Raw genomic sequence first — 16,412 nt, 5'->3', positions numbered from 1 at the left:
TTCTCTCAAGAACAATTTAAAATACTTTCCCCGCAAGGGGTTAAAGTCGTTTCTTGATTAGAGACTTCACTTCTCTTCAATGGATTGCAAACGAAAACGCGCCCTGCAAGGAAGAGCGCGCCGATAAAGTTTCGGGTCTTCGTTCAGCCTTTTCCGATCTCCGAGAGGATCGCGTCGCTGTGTTCGCCAAGCTTCGGGGAGCGGTTGTCGAGCTTCAGTTCGGCATCAGAGAAGCGAATGGGTATCCGCAGGCCGGGAACGCCTTGCGGGTCTATTTTCATCCCCCTCGCCTCGAATTGCGGGTCTGCGAACACATCGGCCACCGTGTTGATCGGGCCGGCAGGCACGCCGATTCTGGCAAGCTCGGCCAGAAGGTCGTCACGCTTCCACGCTCGGGTCTTTTCTTCCAGAAACGCCGTCAGGGTCGCCCGGTTGGCCACGCGCGCCGAATTGCTGACGAAGCGCTCGTCGGTAGCGATATCACCGACACCGAGCAATGAAGTCAGTTTTCCGAACTGTCCGTCGTTGCCGCAGGCGATGATGAAATAGCCATCGGAAACCGGCAGCGTCTGATAGGGCGCGATGTTAGGATGCGCATTGCCCATGCGCTTCGGCGATATGCCGGACGCCAGATAGTTCATTGCCTGATTGGCAAGCACCGCCGACATGCAGTCGAACAGCGCCATATCGATATGCTGGCCGGTGCCGGTGCGCTCCCGCATGATGAGCGCCGACTGAATTGCAATCACGCTGTAGAGGCCGGTGAAAATGTCGGCGAAAGCCACACCGATCTTCTGCGGCTCCCGGTCCGGTTCACCGGTCAGATCCATGATGCCGCCCATGCCCTGGATCATGAAATCGTAGCCTGCGCGTTCCGCATACGGGCCTGTATGGCCGAAACCGGTGATCGAGCAATAGATCAGGCGCGGATTGATGGCCTTCAGGCTCTCATAGTCGAGGCCATATTTATCGAGTCCGCCCAGCTTGAAGTTTTCGATGACGACATCGGCGTCAGCCACGAGCTGGCGGACCAGTTCCCTGCCCTCTTCGGTGCGGAAGTCGGCCGTGATCGAGCGCTTGCCGCGGTTGCAGGCGTGGAAATAAGCAGCAGAGCGTTCGCCTTCCACATCAATGAAAGGCGGGCCCCATTTGCGCGTATCGTCGCCCTCGGGGCTTTCAACCTTGATGACATCGGCTCCCAGATCGGAGAGCGTCTGCCCCACCCATGGCCCGGCAAGAATGCGCGCCAGTTCTACCACCTTGAGACCGTCAAGCGGTGTGTTCTGCATTTTCTGCAATCCCATACAAAATAAAGAGGCCCGCCCGCGAACTGCGAACGGGCCCGAATGGAAGGCTTGGCTAGAGCATGTCTCCCGAAAGTAGGAACCGGTTTCGGGTTAAAGACATGCGTAAAAACAAATGGATAGAGCATTTCCAGCGACTCATGAAAAACAGGAAATGCTCTAACAGCTATCAGAAGAAAGCCTGAATGCCGGTCTGGGCGCGGCCCAGGATCAACGCATGAACGTCATGCGTGCCTTCATAGGTATTTACCGTTTCCAGATTCTGCGCGTGACGCATGACGTGGTACTCGATCTGGATACCGTTGCCGCCGTGCATGTCGCGTGCCTGACGGGCGATATCCAGCGCCTTGCCGCAATTGTTGCGCTTGACGATGGAGATCATTTCCGGCGCCATCTTTCCTTCGTCGAACAGGCGACCGACGCGCAAGGATGCCTGAAGGCCAAGCGCAATCTCGGTCTGCATGTCGGCGAGCTTCTTCTGATAAAGCTGCGTGCCTGCAAGCGGCTTGTCGAACTGCTTGCGGTCAAGGCCGTATTGACGCGCACGAAACCAGCAATCTTCCGCCGCACCCAGCACGCCCCAGGAAATGCCATAACGAGCGCGATTGAGGCAGCCGAACGGACCCTTGAGGCCGGAGACATTCGGCAGAAGCGCATCTTCCGAAACTTCGACGCCATTCATGACGATTTCGCCGGTGATCGATGCACGCAGCGAAAGCTTGCCGCCGATCTTCGGCGCGGAAAGGCCCTTCATGCCCTTTTCGAGAACGAAGCCGCGAATGGCGTTGTCGTGCGCGGCAGACTTGGCCCAGACGACGAAAACGTCGGCAATCGGCGAGTTCGAAATCCACATCTTGGAGCCGCTGAGACGATAGCCGCCGTCGATCTTTTCCGCCCGGGTCTTCATGCCTGCCGGGTCGGAGCCCGCATCAGGTTCGGTCAAACCGAAGCAGCCGATCAGTTCGCCGGAGACGAGGCCCGGAAGATATTTCTTGCGCTGTTCCTCGGAGCCATAGGCGTAAATCGGATACATCACGAGCGACGATTGCACGCTCATCATGGAGCGATAACCGGAATCGACCCGCTCGACTTCACGCGCAACCAGACCATAGGACACATAGCCTGCATTGGCCGCGCCGTATTCTTCAGGAAGCGTCACGCCCAGAAGTCCAGCCTGCCCCATGAGACGGAAGAGTTCAGGATCGGTCGTCTCATCCAGATAGGCCTTTTCGACACGAGGCAGCAGAACATCCGTTGCGAAAGCCTTGGCCGAGTCGCGGATCATGCGCTCGTCTTCGTTCAGCTGGTCATCCAGCAGAAACGGGTCTTCCCAGCTAAAAGCCGCACGTGACATCAGTGTATTCTCCTCAATGAAAATTTGCAGGAAATATGGACCGTGCCGCAGTTCGGTGCAATCGACGTTTACTCATCGATCTATTCCATTTAGTAATGGATCATGACTTCGATCTCTCGACGCCTGCTTCCTTCCACCAGTGCGCTTGCCGCCTTCGATGCCGTTGCGCGGCATGAGAGCTTTTCGGCTGCGGCCGAGGAGTTGTCGCTAACGCAAGGCGCGGTGAGCCGACAGATTGCAACGCTTGAAGAACAGCTAGGAACGGCACTTTTCGACCGCACCAGTCGTCATGTGGTGTTGTCGGATGCCGGACGCGCCTATCTCAAGGTAGTGGGGCCGGCGCTCGCGTCCATTCGGGCCGCCTCACTGCAAGTCATGTCGCAGATGCGCGGCACCACGCTCAATCTGGCCTTCCTGCCGACATTCGGGACACGCTGGCTGATACCGCGCATACCGCGTTTCGTGGCGAAATATCCGGATATCATCCTGAATTTTGCGACCCGTATCGGCCAGTTCGACTTTGATCGCGAAGGGCTGGATGCGGCGATCCATATCGGCCAGCCGGACTGGCCCAATGCCGACAGTGTCTTCCTGATGGATGAAACAGTGGCGCCTGTGTGCAGTCCCGCTTTTCTCCAGCAACATCCCGTGCAGGCGCCGACCGATCTTCTGCCGCTCCCTCTGTTCAACATGGCGTCACGCCCCGGCGCATGGGATCATTGGTTCAAGAGCCTCGATATCGCCGCCCCGGTTTCCCCGGGGATGCGTTTCGAGCAGTTTTCAAATGTCTCGCAGGCCTGCATAGCCGGTCTGGGCGTGGCACTGATGCCGCTCTTCCTCATACGGGCTGAAATCGAGAACGGACAGCTTGTGGTCGCCTGCCCGCATACGGTCAGAAGCCCGAGCAGCTATTACTTTGTGACGCCGAAGGCTCGTTCGAGCACTCCGGCTGTATCTGCTTTTCGGGACTGGCTGCTCGCGGAAATCAAAAGCGAGAATGCGGCTCACCCGGCCACGAAACCTGCATAGCCGTCGTTCAGGGTCTTGCGCAGGATCGCCGCATAGTCGGCGAAGGAGTGATCGTCCGCGCGTATACGCCCGAATGAGGGGCTGGTGAATTGCCGCATCGGCACGAGCGCAAGCGGCGTCGAAACGGGTGTTAGATGTGCGCCCTGCCCGGCCCGCAATGTCGTCAGGATACCAAACATTTCACCCGTGATGCTGGGGCGAGAGAGGACGGCCATGCGATGTTGGCCGGACGTATTCGTGACCAGATAGATGTGCCCCGAAAGATGCGGAACGGAAACCGCTCCCTGTTGCGAGAACGAAACGTCGGAACGTTCCCGCTCACGAAAATTGAGATGCCCGGCGTCGAAATCCCAACCGATTTCCGTGATGTAGGCGAAGAGCGCCTTGTCCTCGCCGAAGGATGGACGCAAGGTGAGATAATCGCCTTCGAGCCATGAAACCGAGGCGCGCGAATAGGCCCCCAGTTCTTCCGCTGCGTGGCTGTTGCCATTTCTGGTCAGTTGAACGGGAGCTTCACCCGCCTGCTCGCGCAGGGCGACGCCCATTGCCTGTTCGAGCCGGATGATCGTTGCGAGCGTGAAGGGCCTGTGGCCCGACAGCGCCTTTTCCAATGTCGAAAGACTGATCCGCGCTTCATCGGCCAAAAGCTGGCGCGAAATTCGCCGTTTTGCGATTTCCTCACGAACCCGAACGGCAACGCGGGTATTGATCTGGTCGGGAAGGTGAGAGTCCTGATCGGACATGGCTTATCCTGAACTGCGTACTTTTCTTCACAATTCCACACATATGCGTAACGGGCAAGGCGGTTTGCGGAAAGGGACGGCTGAAACTTGGCAAAGCTTACGCTGGAGTGGAAACAGCCGCTCCGGCGACAATGGCTCCAGTTCTTCGAGGTGAACAAGGAGCATGTCATGTCACCGGCGACAAGTCTTTCAAATCATAGCATTAGAGGCGGGGTACTCTCCCGCTTCTGTTCGTTCGTCTGGTTATGCAACATGGCGTTGCTGCCCGCGCTGGCCGTCATTTTCTGCCTGTTGCAGATAGTCCAGGCGCGTGCCGAAACACCCGGTCTGGTCACCCCGAACGAGGTTCAATCCGGCAGCCTTCTGCTGGAAACAAGCGAAGCCGGGCGTTATGTCGAAGCACCCCGGCTTGCGACGGACGTCAATCTCGATGTGAGCGGGCCGACGGTCCGAGCCCGACTGACGCAGGCATTCGAGAACCCGACCGACAGTTTCGTTGAAGCCCTGTATGTTTTTCCGTTGCCCGAAGAAAGTGCAGTCTATTCGTTGAAGATGGTTATCGGCGATCGCGTGGTTGTCGCTGACATCAAGGAAAAGCAGGCAGCCCGTGAAATATATGAAAAGGCGAAAAGCGAAGGCAAGAAAGCCACGCTGATCGAGCAGCAGCGGCCGAACGTGTTCACCAATGCAGTTGCCAACATTGGCCCGCACGAAAAAGTTGTCATCCAGATCGAATATCAGCAGGCGGTGCGGCTTGCCGATGAGCGTTTTTCGCTGCGTGTGCCGTTGGTCGTTGCACCGCGCTACAATCCGAACATTGCCTCACCCGTTGTCCAGAAAGTCGAAATGCAGAATGGCTGGGGCAAGTCGAGCGACGCTGGCAAGCCCGATCCTTATAATGCGCCGATTGTAACGCCCCTAACTCCCCCGGCTGAACTGCGGACCAATCCTGTGAGCATCTCGGTCGAATTGAAGCCCGGCTTCCCGCTTGGCAAGGTTGAAAGCCTTTACCACAAGGTCAGGATCGAGACGACGAATGACGCCACGCGAGAAATTACGCTGGACGGCACCGCTGCTGCGGACCGCGATTTCGTTCTGGAATGGAGTGCTGTTGCAAATGATGCACCGCAGGTCGGGCTGTTCCGCGAACATGTCGGCAAGGACGACTATGTGCTTGCCTATGTCACGCCACCGGCTGTTGCCAGCGCAAAAAAGGCGCAGCGTGAAGTCGTCTTCGTGATCGACAATTCCGGATCGATGGGCGGTACTTCCATTGAACAGGCAAAGGCCAGTCTGGATTATGCACTGTCGCATCTTCAGCCCGGAGACCGGTTCAACGTGATCCGTTTCGACGACACGCTGACCAGGTTCTTCGAGGTTTCGGTCGAAGCCAGCCAGCAGAATATCGCCTCCGCCCGCCATTTCGTGATGAGCCTTGAAGCGCAAGGCGGTACGGCAATGCTGCCAGCCCTTCATGCAGCGCTTGATGACAGCCATCAGGGTAACGGATTGCGCCAGATCGTGTTTTTGACCGACGGCGAAATCAGCAATGAGCAGCAACTGCTGGATGCCATTGCAGCGCGTCGGGGACGCTCGCGCATTTTCATGGTCGGTATCGGCACTGCCCCCAATTCCTACCTGATGAACCATGCGGCGGAGCTTGGACGCGGAACCTTCACCCATATCGGGTCGGCGGCGGAAGTGGACGAACGCATGCGGGCTCTGTTCGACAAGCTTGAAAACCCGGCTGTTACCGATCTGAAGGCCAATTTCTCGGAAAAGAATGTAAGCATGACCCCATCCATTCTGCCCGATCTCTATCGTGGCGAACCGCTGGTTATCGCTGCGCGGATGGGCAAGGCAGCCGGAAACCTTGTTATCGAAGGCCAGATTGATGGCCGTCCATGGACAGTCAATCTGCCGCTCGATCAGGCAATGAAAGCGGAAGGCATTTCAAAATTGTGGGCTCGCCGCAAGATTGATGATGCGGAAGTGGAACTTACCCTTGGCAAGATTTCTCAGGACGCCGCCAATGCGCGCATTCTTCGGCTCGCACTGGAACATCATCTGGTTAGCCGGCTGACGAGCCTGGTTGCGGTCGACAAGACGCCGTCGCGACCGGCCAACACACCGCTCACTCGCGCCGATATTCCGCTGCAACTGCCTGCTGGCTGGGATTATGACAAGCTGTTCGGCATCCGTGCGGAACGCAATGTCGAGGAACATGCAGGTATGGATGTGAAGGGCGTGAGCGCACCTGTTCGCAGCCATGAGCGCCTTGCTTCACCATCATCGCCGTCGCAGCCCCTTCCGCTGCCGCAGACGGCAACGCCAGCGACGCTCCTGCTCATGCAAGGCCTCGGTTCGATGCTGGTCGGGCTCTTCGTCCTCTGGTTCTTCCCTCGCAGGGAGAATGTGTGATGGCTGTCGGTCAGTTTGTTACGGGGAGCGCGCTGAAGCGCTCCCTTCTCCCCGCGCTTGGCATGATGCTGGTCGCAATGGGTTTGGTACTTTCCGGTCAGGGTATCTGGATACATGCCAAAGCGTTTGTCGCGCAAATCCTGCTTGAACGGGCTTTTTCGGAGAGCATTGAAACAGGCGCTCCCGTCAAACCGTGGAACTGGGCCGATACCTGGCCGGTAGCCCGTATCGAAGTCCCGCGGCTTGAAGAATCAGCCATTGCCCTGAAAGGCGCCAGCGGGCAGGCATTGGCTTTTGGCCCCGGCCATCTGGACAATACGCCAATGGCGGGCGAACGGGGAACGGCCGTTTATGCCGCGCATCGCGACACGCATTTCGCATTTCTGAAGAATGTCGAGGAGAACGACAAGATACTCGTCACTCGCAGCGACGGAAAGACGGTTTCCTATCGCGTCAGCCACATGGCCGTGGTGCGGTGGGATGAGGCGAGGATCGCGCCGGACCGCGAAGGCCGCCACCTCGTGCTGGCGACCTGTTACCCGTTCGATGCGATTACTCCTGGCCCGCTTCGCTATCTGGTCTATGCAGACATGGACACTGGCAAGTCAGGCAATTGATCGACTTGCGATCTCGTATGAACGCAGGCGTTTCTTGTGATCGTGGATCATGCCGGTCAACATCAGCTCGTCGGCGCCGGTGCTCTCCGCAAAGGCCTTGATGCCTTGCGCTACTGTCTCCGGTCCACCGACCACGCGGCATGAAAGCATCTGGCGCACAAGCGCCTGCGCTGCCGGATCAAGCCGTTCCATATAGCCTTCGACAGGTGCCGGAAGCTTGCCGGGGCGACCGCTGCGCAGGTTCACGAAAGCCTGTAGCTGCGAAGTGAAAAGATAATTCGCCTCTTCGTCCGTATCGGCAGCGATGACGTTGAGGCCCAGCATCACATAAGGCTTCTGCATATATTCCGATGGTTCGAACCGCTCGCGATAAAGCGCAATGGCGCGTTCCATCTCGGCAGGCGCAAAGTGCGAGGCGAATGCGTATGGCAATCCCAGCATGGCGGCAAGCTGCGCGCCGAACAGGCTGGAACCGAGAATCCAGACAGGCACATTCAGCCCCTCACCCGGCACGGCGCGCACGCGCTGGCCCGGCTCGGCAGGTTTGAAATAGTTGAGCAACTCGACCACATCCTGCGGAAATGCGTTTGCATCGCTGTCGAGATTGCGTCGAAGGGCATGGGCGGTGATCTGGTCGGTGCCGGGAGCGCGTCCAAGACCGAGATCGATGCGGCCCGGAAACAGCGACGCCAGCGTGCCGAACTGTTCCGCAACCACAAGGGGTGCGTGATTGGGCAGCATGACGCCGCCTGCACCGACGCGGATGGTCGAGGTGCCGTTGGCTACGTAACCGATAACCACGGATGTCGCCGCGCTGGCGATGCCAGGCATATTGTGGTGCTCGGCGAGCCAGTAACGGTGAAAGCCGAGCCGTTCGGCATGTTGCGCAAGTTCCAGCGTGTTGTGCAGCGACTGCGCTGCATCACTGCCTTCGGGAACGGGCGAAAGATCAAGAACGGACAAAGGTATCATACTGGCTCATATGGGTTGGAACGCCGCATTCGCAACGTCCGCAGAACAAAAAAGGGCGACCTATTTCTAGGCCGCCCCTTGTCGTTGGTTCAACGCAAGTTTCAGTGATGTTGCACTGGAGCCGGTTCGCCGCCCTCTTCGGAGGACGCGACATACTCGCCTTCCACATCCTTCTTCGCGATGAAGGTGTAGAACATAGGCACCACAAACAGCGTGAAGATCGTACCGATCACGATGCCGGTGAAGATCACGAGGCCCATCGAATAACGAGCCGCAGCACCGGCACCGGTCGCGATGATGAGCGGCACAACGCCGAGCGCCATGGCCGCAGTGGTCATCAGGATCGGACGCAGGCGGGTTTCAGCCGCGACGATGATTGCATCCCGGCGTGACAGGCCATGCAGGCGGCGCTGCTGATTGGCGAATTCGACCATCAGAATGCCGTGCTTGGTAATTAGCCCGACAAGGGTGATGAGACCGACCTGCGTATAGATGTTGAGGGTACCGAGGCCGATATTCAGCGGCACGATGGCCCCGAAGATCGACAGCGGAACCGACATCATGATGATGAACGGATCGCGGAAGCTTTCGAACTGCGCCGCAAGCACGAGATAGATCACGATCACGGCGAGGCCGAAGGCGATCAGGATCGTGTTGCCCTGCTCCACTTCCAGACGCGACTGGCCGGAATAATCCAGGAAGAAGCCTTCCGGCATCTTGGACTTGGCCAGATCGACCAGGGTTTGCAGACCCTGCCCGGTGGTGACGCCCGGCAGCGGCAGCGCCGAAATCGTTGCCGAATTCAGCTGGTTGAACTGCTCGATTGCAGCAGGCGATGCGTTCTGGCTGACCTTGATGACCGAAGACAGCGGGATCATCGAGCCGGAGACGCTGCGCACATAGAAGTCGCCCAGCTTTTCCGGGTTCGAACGGTAGACATCAGGAACCTGCGTGATGATGTCATAGCTGTTCGAATCGCGGTCGAATTTCGCCACCGATGCGCCACCGGTCAGGAGACCAAGTGTCGAACCGATATCGCTGATCTGCACGCCCAGCGTCGCCGCACGGTCACGGTCGATGGTGATCGTGATCTGCGGTGCGTTGAAGGAGAGCGAGTTCTGCACGATGATGTACTGGCCGGAAGCCTGCGCTTCGTTCTTGATTTCCTCGGCGAGTTCGAAGACCTGATCGGCCGGGCCGGTCGATTGCAGCGCAATCGAGATCGGCAGACCGCCACCCGTTCCCGGCAGGGATGGAGGCGCGAAGATGAAGGCTTCGACACCTGCGACCTTGGAGATACGTGCGGTCAGGTCTTCCTGGATCTGCTTCTGCGAACGCGTGCGCTCGTTCCAGTCCTTCAGAACCCATAGCGCGATACCGGATGTCGTGCCGCCGTCCATGCCGACGATCTGGAAGCGGGTCTTCAGTTCGGGAAGATCCTTGGTCAGTTCGTCGATCTGTTCGGCGTAGAGATTGGTATAGGCCGAGGTTGCATATTGCGGAGCCTGGAACATAGAGAACAGCGCGCCGGAATCTTCTTCCGGTGCCAGTTCGCTCGACGTGTTCATGAACAGGAACCCCGTCAGGCCCATCAGCGCAATAACGATCATCAGCGTGATGCCGCGATAGTTGAGCGAGTTGGAGACGCGGCGGTGATACCACTTCTCGAAACGCGAGAAGGTCCGGTCGATGAACTTCTGGAACCGGGTCTGGTCGCCGTGCTTGAGCATGCGGGCGCACATCATCGGCGAAACCGTCAAGGCGGCAATACCGGAGATGATGACGGCACCGGCCAGCGTGAAGGCAAATTCCCGGAACAGAGCGCCCGTCAGGCCGCCCGTGAAACCGAGCGGTGCAAACACCGCCGCCAGCGTGATCGTCATGGCGATGATCGAGCCGGTGATTTCCTTCATGCCCTTGAACGCGGCGTCAATGGGCCTCAGGCCCTCCTCGATATGCCGGTGGATGTTCTCCAGAACCACGATGGCGTCATCGACCACAAGACCGATGGCGAGAACCATGGCAAGCAGCGACAGGAGATTGATCGAGAAGCCGAGCACATAAAGGAAGAAGCACACGCCGATCAGCGAAATCGGAATCGTGACGATCGGAATCAGCACCGAACGGAACGATCCGAGGAAGACGATGATGACCAGAATGACGATGGCCACGGCCTCGCCGATGGTCGTGAAGACCTCCTTGATCGACGAGCTGATCTGTTCGGTCGCGTCGTAGACCAGAACGAGCGACATGCCTTCCGGCAGCGATGCCTGGATGGACGGAAGCTCCTTGCGGACCGCCGCCGCCATGTCGATGGGGTTTGCCGCCGGCGTCGGGAAGACGCCGAGGAATGTACCCGCCGAACCGTTGAACGAAACGATGGTGTCGGTGCTTTTCGCCGCGAGTTCGACCCGCGCCACATCACGCAGGCGAACGACGTCATCCCCCGACGCCTTGATCGGCATGGCGCCGAAGGCTTCCGGGGTCTGCAAGGTCGACTTCAGCGTGATCGAAGAGGCAACATATTCGTTCTTCGTCGTGCCCGGAGCCGACAGGAAGTTGGAGGCCTTGATGGCCGCCAGAACTTCCGGCGCCGTGATCTGGCGGGCCGCAAGCTGGATAGGGTCCAGCCAGACGCGCATCGAATAGACCTGGCCGCCCAAAATTTCCGCCTTTGCAACGCCCTGAATGGTGGACATGCGCGGCTGGATAACGCGCTCCAGATATTCGGTGATCTGCTCGCTCGTCATGTTCGGGTTCTGCGCCGCCAGATACATGGTGGCGAAGTTCTGGCCTGTGCCCTTGACGATGACCGGATCATCGGATTCGTCCGGCAGGTCGCCGCGAACCTGATTGACCTTGGCGATGACTTCCGTCAGCGCCGCGTCAGGGTTTGCGCCGAGCTTCATCTGCACCGTCACGGTGCTTGACGACGGGCGGCTCGACGACGTCACGTAATCGATGTTTTCGGTGGTCGCGACCGCTTCTGCAATCGGAGCGGTGATGAAGCCCTGAATGAGATCGGCGCTCGCACCGGCATATGTGGTCGTTACCGTAATGACGGTTTCGTCGACCTTCGGATATTCACGCACCGTAAGCTGCGCGATCCCCTGAAGGCCCAACAGAATGATCATGAGGGCGACCACCGTGGCAAGCACGGGGCGCCGGATGAAGATATCGGAAAAGCTCATCGGGTTCGCCTATTGCTTGGCCGGCTGGCCGGCCGGAATCGGATTGACGGTGTTGTCGATTTTCACCGGAACACCGGGCGAAAGCCGGTTCTGGCCTGCCGTGATGATGATATCGCCGGCCTTGAGGCCGCTCGTTACCTCGACCAGACCGGAATAACGGCGTCCAAGCTTGATGAAGACCTGCTGCGCCACCTGCTTTTCGCCTTCTTCCGGCTTGGCATCGGCTGCCGGAGCCTTGGCGGTGCTGTCGCCTTCGGCGGCCTTCGCGCCCTCCGGCTTCTGCTCCGGACGGACAGCATAGACATAATCGCCGTAAAGGCTGGAGATGATCGTGGTCTGCGGAAGAGCGATGACATTGTCTTCTTCCGGCAGTTCGACACGAACCTGCACGAACTGGCCCGGCGTCAGCTTGTGATCCGGATTCTGCACTTCGGCGCGCACGGAAACGAGACGGGTGGCCGGGTCGATCTTCGGATCGATGCCGACGATCTTGCCCGTAAAGTCGAGCGCGTCCGCCGTCGAACCGACCTTGACGGTCTGCCCGAGCTTGATGGACGCAAGCGATTGTTCAGGAACCGTGAAGTCGATACGCATCACGTCGGTGTTCTGCAGCGTGGCGATGACCGTGCCGGGGGTCAGATACTGGCCGAGATCGACTTTGGAGATGCCGATAACGCCGGAAAACGGAGCCTTGACCGACTTCTGCGCCAGCGTTGCGCGCATTTTTTCAACACGTGCGCTTGCAGCATCGGAGGCCGAAGCCGTCGTATCGACGTTCGACACCGCACCCACGCCCCGGGTGCGCAACGTATCAGCTCGCTTCAGGTTCTGCTGGGCAAGGACGGCTTCGGCTTCAGCGGCTGCGAGGTCCGCCTTCTGAATGCTGTCTTCCATCTGAAGCAGCAGGGCGCCTTCCTTGACTTCCTGATTGGCCTTGAAGTTGATCTTCTGCACGACGCCGTCGAGCTGCACGGTCAGGTCAACACCATTGAGCGCGTTGGCCGTGCCGATGGCCTCGACACCCGGCTTCCATACGCCCGGCTCCACCGTGACGGTCGAAACCGTCTGGGCGGGCTGCTGCATGTTGGCGAAGAAGTCCTTGATGGCCTGTGATCGGAACAGGTTAAAGCCGACGAGGCCTCCGACGACGATCACGAGGAATATTATTGCCAGTATAAGGCGCTTGATCATTGCGGATGCACTCCAGATGGCTCCCTGATTGATCAGGGTTGGGGGATTGGCCGCGGCGCCTTCTTTCGCATTCACGCAAAGGTCGCGCGTATTTTACTTGAATGAAAGTGGCGAATAACTGTACCGTCCAGACGGTATTGTCAACACTCGAACTGTCAGGAGACACCAGTAAGTTGCCAACTAAAAAGAAAGTCTCGTCGCGCGAACGTATTTTGCGCGCTGCTATCGAGCTTGCCCGTGAGATCGGCCCTGCTCACCTCTCTCTCGATGCCGTAGCAGCCCGTGCGGGGCTTTCAAAAGGCGGATTGCTTTATACTTTTCCGACCAAGGCCAAACTGCTCGAAGCGGTGGTCGAAGAATACATGAAAGAGCATGAACACGCCATGGAGGTTCATGAGACACTTCAGAAAGGCGATAAAAACCGCGTGGCGCGGGCTTTTCTGGATGTTTACCGGGTGCAGGCCGATGAGGAACCTCCTGCCTGCGGCGTTCTTGCCGCGCTTGCCGAAGACCCCGGTTTCATGGTGCCTGTCCGACAATATCACAGGGCTTTCCTCGACCGCATGATCAAGGACACGACCGATTCCGATACGGCGCTGATCGTCTATCTGGCCGTCGCCGGGCTGGAATGCTCCAAATTGATGGAATGTGAAATTCTGGACGATGAAGAACAGCGCGCCGTTCTCTGCCGTCTGGAGAACATGTTGATCGAAAGCTGAAGTCGTAGAGTGGAAGGGCGCAGGACGCCCTTCGTCTTTGTAATCTGCGAATCAGAGCGGGGCTATATCGCCCCTCGCCCATCCTTCCGAGGTTTCGGCGGAGAAATCGGCAAAGCGTCCCCCGGCAATCGATGCGCGGATGCCTTTCATCAGATACTGATAATAGGCCAGGTTGTTCCACGTCAGCAGCATGGCGCCGAGCGCTTCACCCGATTTCACCAGATGATGCAGATAGGCGCGGCTGTAGTCGCGCGATGCCGGGCAATCCGATTCCGGATCGAGCGGGCGATGATCGTCGGCATGGCGTGCATTGCGCAAATTCACCTTGCCGAACCGCGTAAACGCAAGGCCGTGGCGGCCTGCCCGCGTCGGCATGACACAATCGAACATATCGATCCCGCGCGCCACGGATTTCAGAATGTCATCCGGTGTGCCGACGCCCATCAGGTAGCGCGGCTTTTCCGACGGCAGGATCGGGCATACGACTTCCAGCATGTCGAGCATGACCTGCTGCGGTTCGCCGACCGCAAGCCCGCCGACCGAATAGCCCTTGAGATCCATGGCCTTTAGCGCTTCCGCCGATTTTTCGCGCAGGCGCGCAACATCGCCGCCCTGCACGATGCCGAACATTGCTTTGCCCGGCTGATTGCCGAAAGCGACCTTGCAGCGCTCGGCCCAGCGCAGCGACAGTTCCATTGCGCGCTCGGTGTTCTTTTCCGGCGAAGGCAGCGCCACGCATTCATCGAGCTGCATCTGGATATCGCTGTCGAGCAGTCCCTGTATCTCGATGGACCGTTCCGGCGTCATCTCATAAGGCTTGCCGTCGATATGGGAGCGGAATGTCACGCCATTTTCGTCAAGCTTGCGCAATTGCGCGAGCGACATGACCTGAAAACCGCCGGAATCGGTCAGGATCGGGCCTTTCCAGCCGCCGAACTCGTGCAGGCCGCCCAGACGTGCCACACGTTCGGCACCGGGCCGCAGCATCAGATGATAGGTGTTGCCAAGGATGATATCCGCGCCAAGCTCTTTCACCTGGTCCATATACATGGCCTTGACCGTGCCCGCCGTGCCGACCGGCATGAAGGCAGGTGTGCGAACCACGCCGCGCGGCATGGAAATCTCGCCCTGACGAGCAGCGCCGTCGATTGCCAGCACTTTGAATTCGAAGTTTTCGCTTGTCTTTAGATTTTCCAGAGTCATGCGGTGTCTTTAACTTTGTCGGCTCGCTCTAGCAAGCTGCCGTCGCCATAGGAGTAGAAGCGATAACCGTTACTGATGGCGTGATCGTAGGCGGCGCGCATCGTGTCCAGACCGCTGAATGCCGATACGAGCATGAATAGCGTCGAGCGCGGTAAATGAAAATTGGTCATCAGCAGATCGACCGCACGGAACTTGTAGCCCGGCGTGATGAAGATGTCGGTCGCACCGGACCATGGACGGATGACGCCGTCCTCGCCCGCCGCACTTTCGATCAGGCGCAGGGATGTGGTGCCGACGCAGACGATCCTGCCGCCCCGCTCGTGAACGGCATTGAGCGCATCGGCAGTGCGCTGCGACACATGGCCGATTTCCGAATGCATCTTGTGGTCGGCGGTGTCATCGGCCTTGACCGGCAGGAAAGTCCCCGCCCCCACATGCAGCGTCACGAAATGTTCTTCAACGCCTTTGGCCTTGATCTTTTCCAGAAGCTCCGGCGTGAAATGCAAGCCGGCAGTGGGGGCTGCGACCGCGCCTTCTTCCCGCGCATAGACCGTTTGATAATCCTTGCGGTCGCGCTCGTCTTCGGCGCGCTTCGATGCGATATAAGGCGGCAGCGGAATGTGCCCGACCGAAGCAATCGCCTCGTCCAGCATGGCGCCGGAAAGATCGAACACCAGAAGCGCCTCGCCCGCATCGCCCTTTTCCGCCACGGTGGCATCAAGCGTGCCGAGGAAGCAGCTCGATCCGGAATGACCGAAGCGGATGCGGTCGCCTTCCTTCACGCGCTTGGCCGGACGGAGGAAAGCCTTCCAGCGATCGGCCCCGCTCCGCATATGCAGCGTGGCGCTGACCTGGCTTATATTGCCGTCGCGCTCGCGCATGCCTTCAAGCTGCGCCGGTATCACTTTGGTATCATTGAAGACAAGCGCATCGCCGGGGTGCAGCAGATCAGGCAGTTCGAATACCTGTCGATCCTCGAATGGCTGGCCGGGACGGACACGCAACAGTCGGGCGTGGTCACGCGGCTCGATCGGGCGCAGAGCGATGCTCTCTTCCGGCAAATCGAAATCAAAAAGATCAACACGCATGATAGACCTCATTATTACGGCCCCGGCATGAACCGGAGCCGTAATTTTTCTTTGAAACAGGCAGGCTCAGATGTCGGCAGCGATACGCGCCGTTACGATCTGGTCCGGATCGGAGACCGGTTCGCCGCGCTTGATCTTGTCGACATTGTCCATGCCTTCGATGACCTGGCCCCAGACGCTGTACTGACGGTCGAGCCATGGAGCATCGGCAAAGCAGATGAAGAACTGCGAGTTGGCCGAGTTCGGATTGGCGGAACGCGCCATCGAGGCGGTGCCGCGCTTGTGCGGCGTGTTGGAGAACTCCGCCTTCAGGTCCGGCTTGTCCGAACCGCCCATGCCAGCGCGCGAGCCGTTGAAATGAGCGCCGCCCGTCTTGCCGAACTTCACGTCGCCGGTCTGGGCCATGAAGCCATCGATCACGCGATGGAACACAACGCCGTCATAAGCGCCTTCGCGCGCCAGTTCCTTGATACGCGCAACGTGATCCGGCGCGAGATCCGGATAAAGCTCCAGAACGACATTGCCCTTGGTGGTTTCAAGAACGAGCGTGTTTTCAGGGTCTTTGTAAGCCATTGGGCCT

The 16,412-nt window shown here is 58.8% G+C and carries 13 protein-coding genes; 4 read left to right on the top strand and 9 right to left on the bottom strand.

Going from position 1 to position 16,412, the window contains the following annotated elements; genetic code table 11:
* Positions 1–143 precede the first annotated feature (143 nt).
* Positions 144–1,289, bottom strand: coding sequence for a CaiB/BaiF CoA transferase family protein (locus OINT_RS05575; protein ID WP_006470457.1), 1,146 nt, complete (start codon positions 1,287–1,289; stop codon positions 144–146).
* 184 nt (positions 1,290–1,473) lie between these two features.
* Positions 1,474–2,658: an acyl-CoA dehydrogenase gene (locus tag OINT_RS05570; protein ID WP_006466806.1), complete on the bottom strand. Its 1,185-nt coding sequence runs from the start codon at positions 2,656–2,658 to the stop codon at positions 1,474–1,476.
* A 102-nt stretch (positions 2,659–2,760) separates the two neighbouring features.
* On the opposite strand from OINT_RS05570, the gene OINT_RS05565 reads away from it, so the two are divergent.
* Positions 2,761–3,687: a LysR family transcriptional regulator gene (locus OINT_RS05565; RefSeq protein WP_006466805.1), complete on the top strand. Its 927-nt coding sequence runs from the start codon at positions 2,761–2,763 to the stop codon at positions 3,685–3,687.
* On the opposite strand, the gene OINT_RS05560 is transcribed toward OINT_RS05565, so the two are convergent.
* A complete protein-coding gene (locus OINT_RS05560) occupies positions 3,663–4,430 on the bottom strand; it encodes a helix-turn-helix domain-containing protein (RefSeq protein WP_006466804.1) in 768 nt (255 codons plus the stop codon). The two genes, OINT_RS05565 and OINT_RS05560, sit on opposite strands and share 25 nt — an antisense overlap.
* 168 nt (positions 4,431–4,598) lie before the next feature.
* Here OINT_RS05560 and OINT_RS05555 point away from each other — a divergent pair, with 168 nt between their 5' ends.
* Positions 4,599–6,851: a marine proteobacterial sortase target protein gene (locus OINT_RS05555; protein WP_036564628.1), complete on the top strand. Its 2,253-nt coding sequence runs from the start codon at positions 4,599–4,601 to the stop codon at positions 6,849–6,851.
* On the top strand, positions 6,851–7,468 hold the full coding sequence (locus OINT_RS05550; protein WP_006470455.1) for a class GN sortase: 618 nt from the start codon (positions 6,851–6,853) through the stop codon (positions 7,466–7,468). Before OINT_RS05555 ends, OINT_RS05550 begins: the two co-directional genes overlap by 1 nt.
* Here OINT_RS05550 and OINT_RS05545 read toward each other — a convergent pair.
* The 3 genes from OINT_RS05545 to OINT_RS05535 all read right to left on the bottom strand — a co-directional run bounded on the left by OINT_RS05545 (position 7,457) and on the right by OINT_RS05535 (position 12,822).
* Complete coding sequence (locus OINT_RS05545; RefSeq protein ID WP_006466801.1) at positions 7,457–8,440, bottom strand: LLM class flavin-dependent oxidoreductase; 984 nt, start codon at positions 8,438–8,440, stop codon at positions 7,457–7,459. The genes OINT_RS05550 and OINT_RS05545 overlap by 12 nt on opposite strands.
* 101 nt (positions 8,441–8,541) lie before the next feature.
* Positions 8,542–11,631 carry an efflux RND transporter permease subunit gene (locus OINT_RS05540; RefSeq protein ID WP_006466800.1) on the bottom strand — a complete coding sequence of 1,030 codons (3,090 nt, stop codon included), beginning with the start codon at positions 11,629–11,631 and terminating at the stop codon, positions 8,542–8,544.
* A gap of 9 nt (positions 11,632–11,640) precedes the next feature.
* On the bottom strand, positions 11,641–12,822 hold the full coding sequence (locus tag OINT_RS05535) for an efflux RND transporter periplasmic adaptor subunit (protein ID WP_006470454.1): 1,182 nt from the start codon (positions 12,820–12,822) through the stop codon (positions 11,641–11,643).
* Positions 12,823–12,995: 173 nt separating this feature from the next.
* Between OINT_RS05535 and OINT_RS05530 the strand changes: the two genes are divergently transcribed.
* Positions 12,996–13,541, top strand: a complete 546-nt coding sequence (locus OINT_RS05530; protein ID WP_039852581.1) for a TetR/AcrR family transcriptional regulator — start codon at positions 12,996–12,998, stop codon at positions 13,539–13,541.
* A 51-nt stretch (positions 13,542–13,592) separates the two neighbouring features.
* Here OINT_RS05530 and tgt read toward each other — a convergent pair whose 3' ends face one another.
* From tgt to OINT_RS05515, 3 genes are all read right to left on the bottom strand, one after another.
* The gene (gene tgt / locus OINT_RS05525; RefSeq protein ID WP_006466797.1) at positions 13,593–14,744 is read right to left on the bottom strand and encodes a tRNA guanosine(34) transglycosylase Tgt; all 1,152 of its coding nucleotides are present in this window, start codon (positions 14,742–14,744) and stop codon (positions 13,593–13,595) included.
* On the bottom strand, positions 14,741–15,832 hold the full coding sequence (queA, locus tag OINT_RS05520) for a tRNA preQ1(34) S-adenosylmethionine ribosyltransferase-isomerase QueA (protein ID WP_006466796.1): 1,092 nt from the start codon (positions 15,830–15,832) through the stop codon (positions 14,741–14,743). The genes tgt and queA overlap by 4 nt, the downstream gene beginning before the upstream one ends.
* A gap of 66 nt (positions 15,833–15,898) precedes the next feature.
* On the bottom strand, positions 15,899–16,405 hold the full coding sequence (locus tag OINT_RS05515) for a peptidylprolyl isomerase (protein ID WP_006466795.1): 507 nt from the start codon (positions 16,403–16,405) through the stop codon (positions 15,899–15,901).
* Between the last annotated feature and the right edge of the window lie 7 nt (positions 16,406–16,412).

Origin of the sequence: Brucella intermedia LMG 3301 (genome assembly GCF_000182645.1) — a bacterium.
GTDB lineage: Bacteria > Pseudomonadota > Alphaproteobacteria > Rhizobiales > Rhizobiaceae > Brucella > Brucella intermedia.
The sequence above is the reverse complement of the archived record's forward strand: the minus strand, read 5'-3'. Positions and strand labels throughout refer to the sequence as shown.

Coding starts and splice junctions, on each gene's coding strand:
- OINT_RS05575 (WP_006470457.1), bottom strand. CDS start 1,289: ATGCAGAACACACCGCTTGACGGTCTCAAGGTGGTAGAACTGGCGCGC.
- OINT_RS05570 (WP_006466806.1), bottom strand. CDS start 2,658: ATGTCACGTGCGGCTTTTAGCTGGGAAGACCCGTTTCTGCTGGATGAC.
- OINT_RS05565 (WP_006466805.1), top strand. CDS start 2,761: ATGACTTCGATCTCTCGACGCCTGCTTCCTTCCACCAGTGCGCTTGCC.
- OINT_RS05560 (WP_006466804.1), bottom strand. CDS start 4,430: ATGTCCGATCAGGACTCTCACCTTCCCGACCAGATCAATACCCGCGTT.
- OINT_RS05555 (WP_036564628.1), top strand. CDS start 4,599: ATGTCACCGGCGACAAGTCTTTCAAATCATAGCATTAGAGGCGGGGTA.
- OINT_RS05550 (WP_006470455.1), top strand. CDS start 6,851: ATGGCTGTCGGTCAGTTTGTTACGGGGAGCGCGCTGAAGCGCTCCCTT.
- OINT_RS05545 (WP_006466801.1), bottom strand. CDS start 8,440: ATGATACCTTTGTCCGTTCTTGATCTTTCGCCCGTTCCCGAAGGCAGT.
- OINT_RS05540 (WP_006466800.1), bottom strand. CDS start 11,631: ATGAGCTTTTCCGATATCTTCATCCGGCGCCCCGTGCTTGCCACGGTG.
- OINT_RS05535 (WP_006470454.1), bottom strand. CDS start 12,822: ATGATCAAGCGCCTTATACTGGCAATAATATTCCTCGTGATCGTCGTC.
- tgt (WP_006466797.1), bottom strand. CDS start 14,744: ATGACTCTGGAAAATCTAAAGACAAGCGAAAACTTCGAATTCAAAGTG.
- queA (WP_006466796.1), bottom strand. CDS start 15,832: ATGCGTGTTGATCTTTTTGATTTCGATTTGCCGGAAGAGAGCATCGCT.
- OINT_RS05515 (WP_006466795.1), bottom strand. CDS start 16,405: ATGGCTTACAAAGACCCTGAAAACACGCTCGTTCTTGAAACCACCAAG.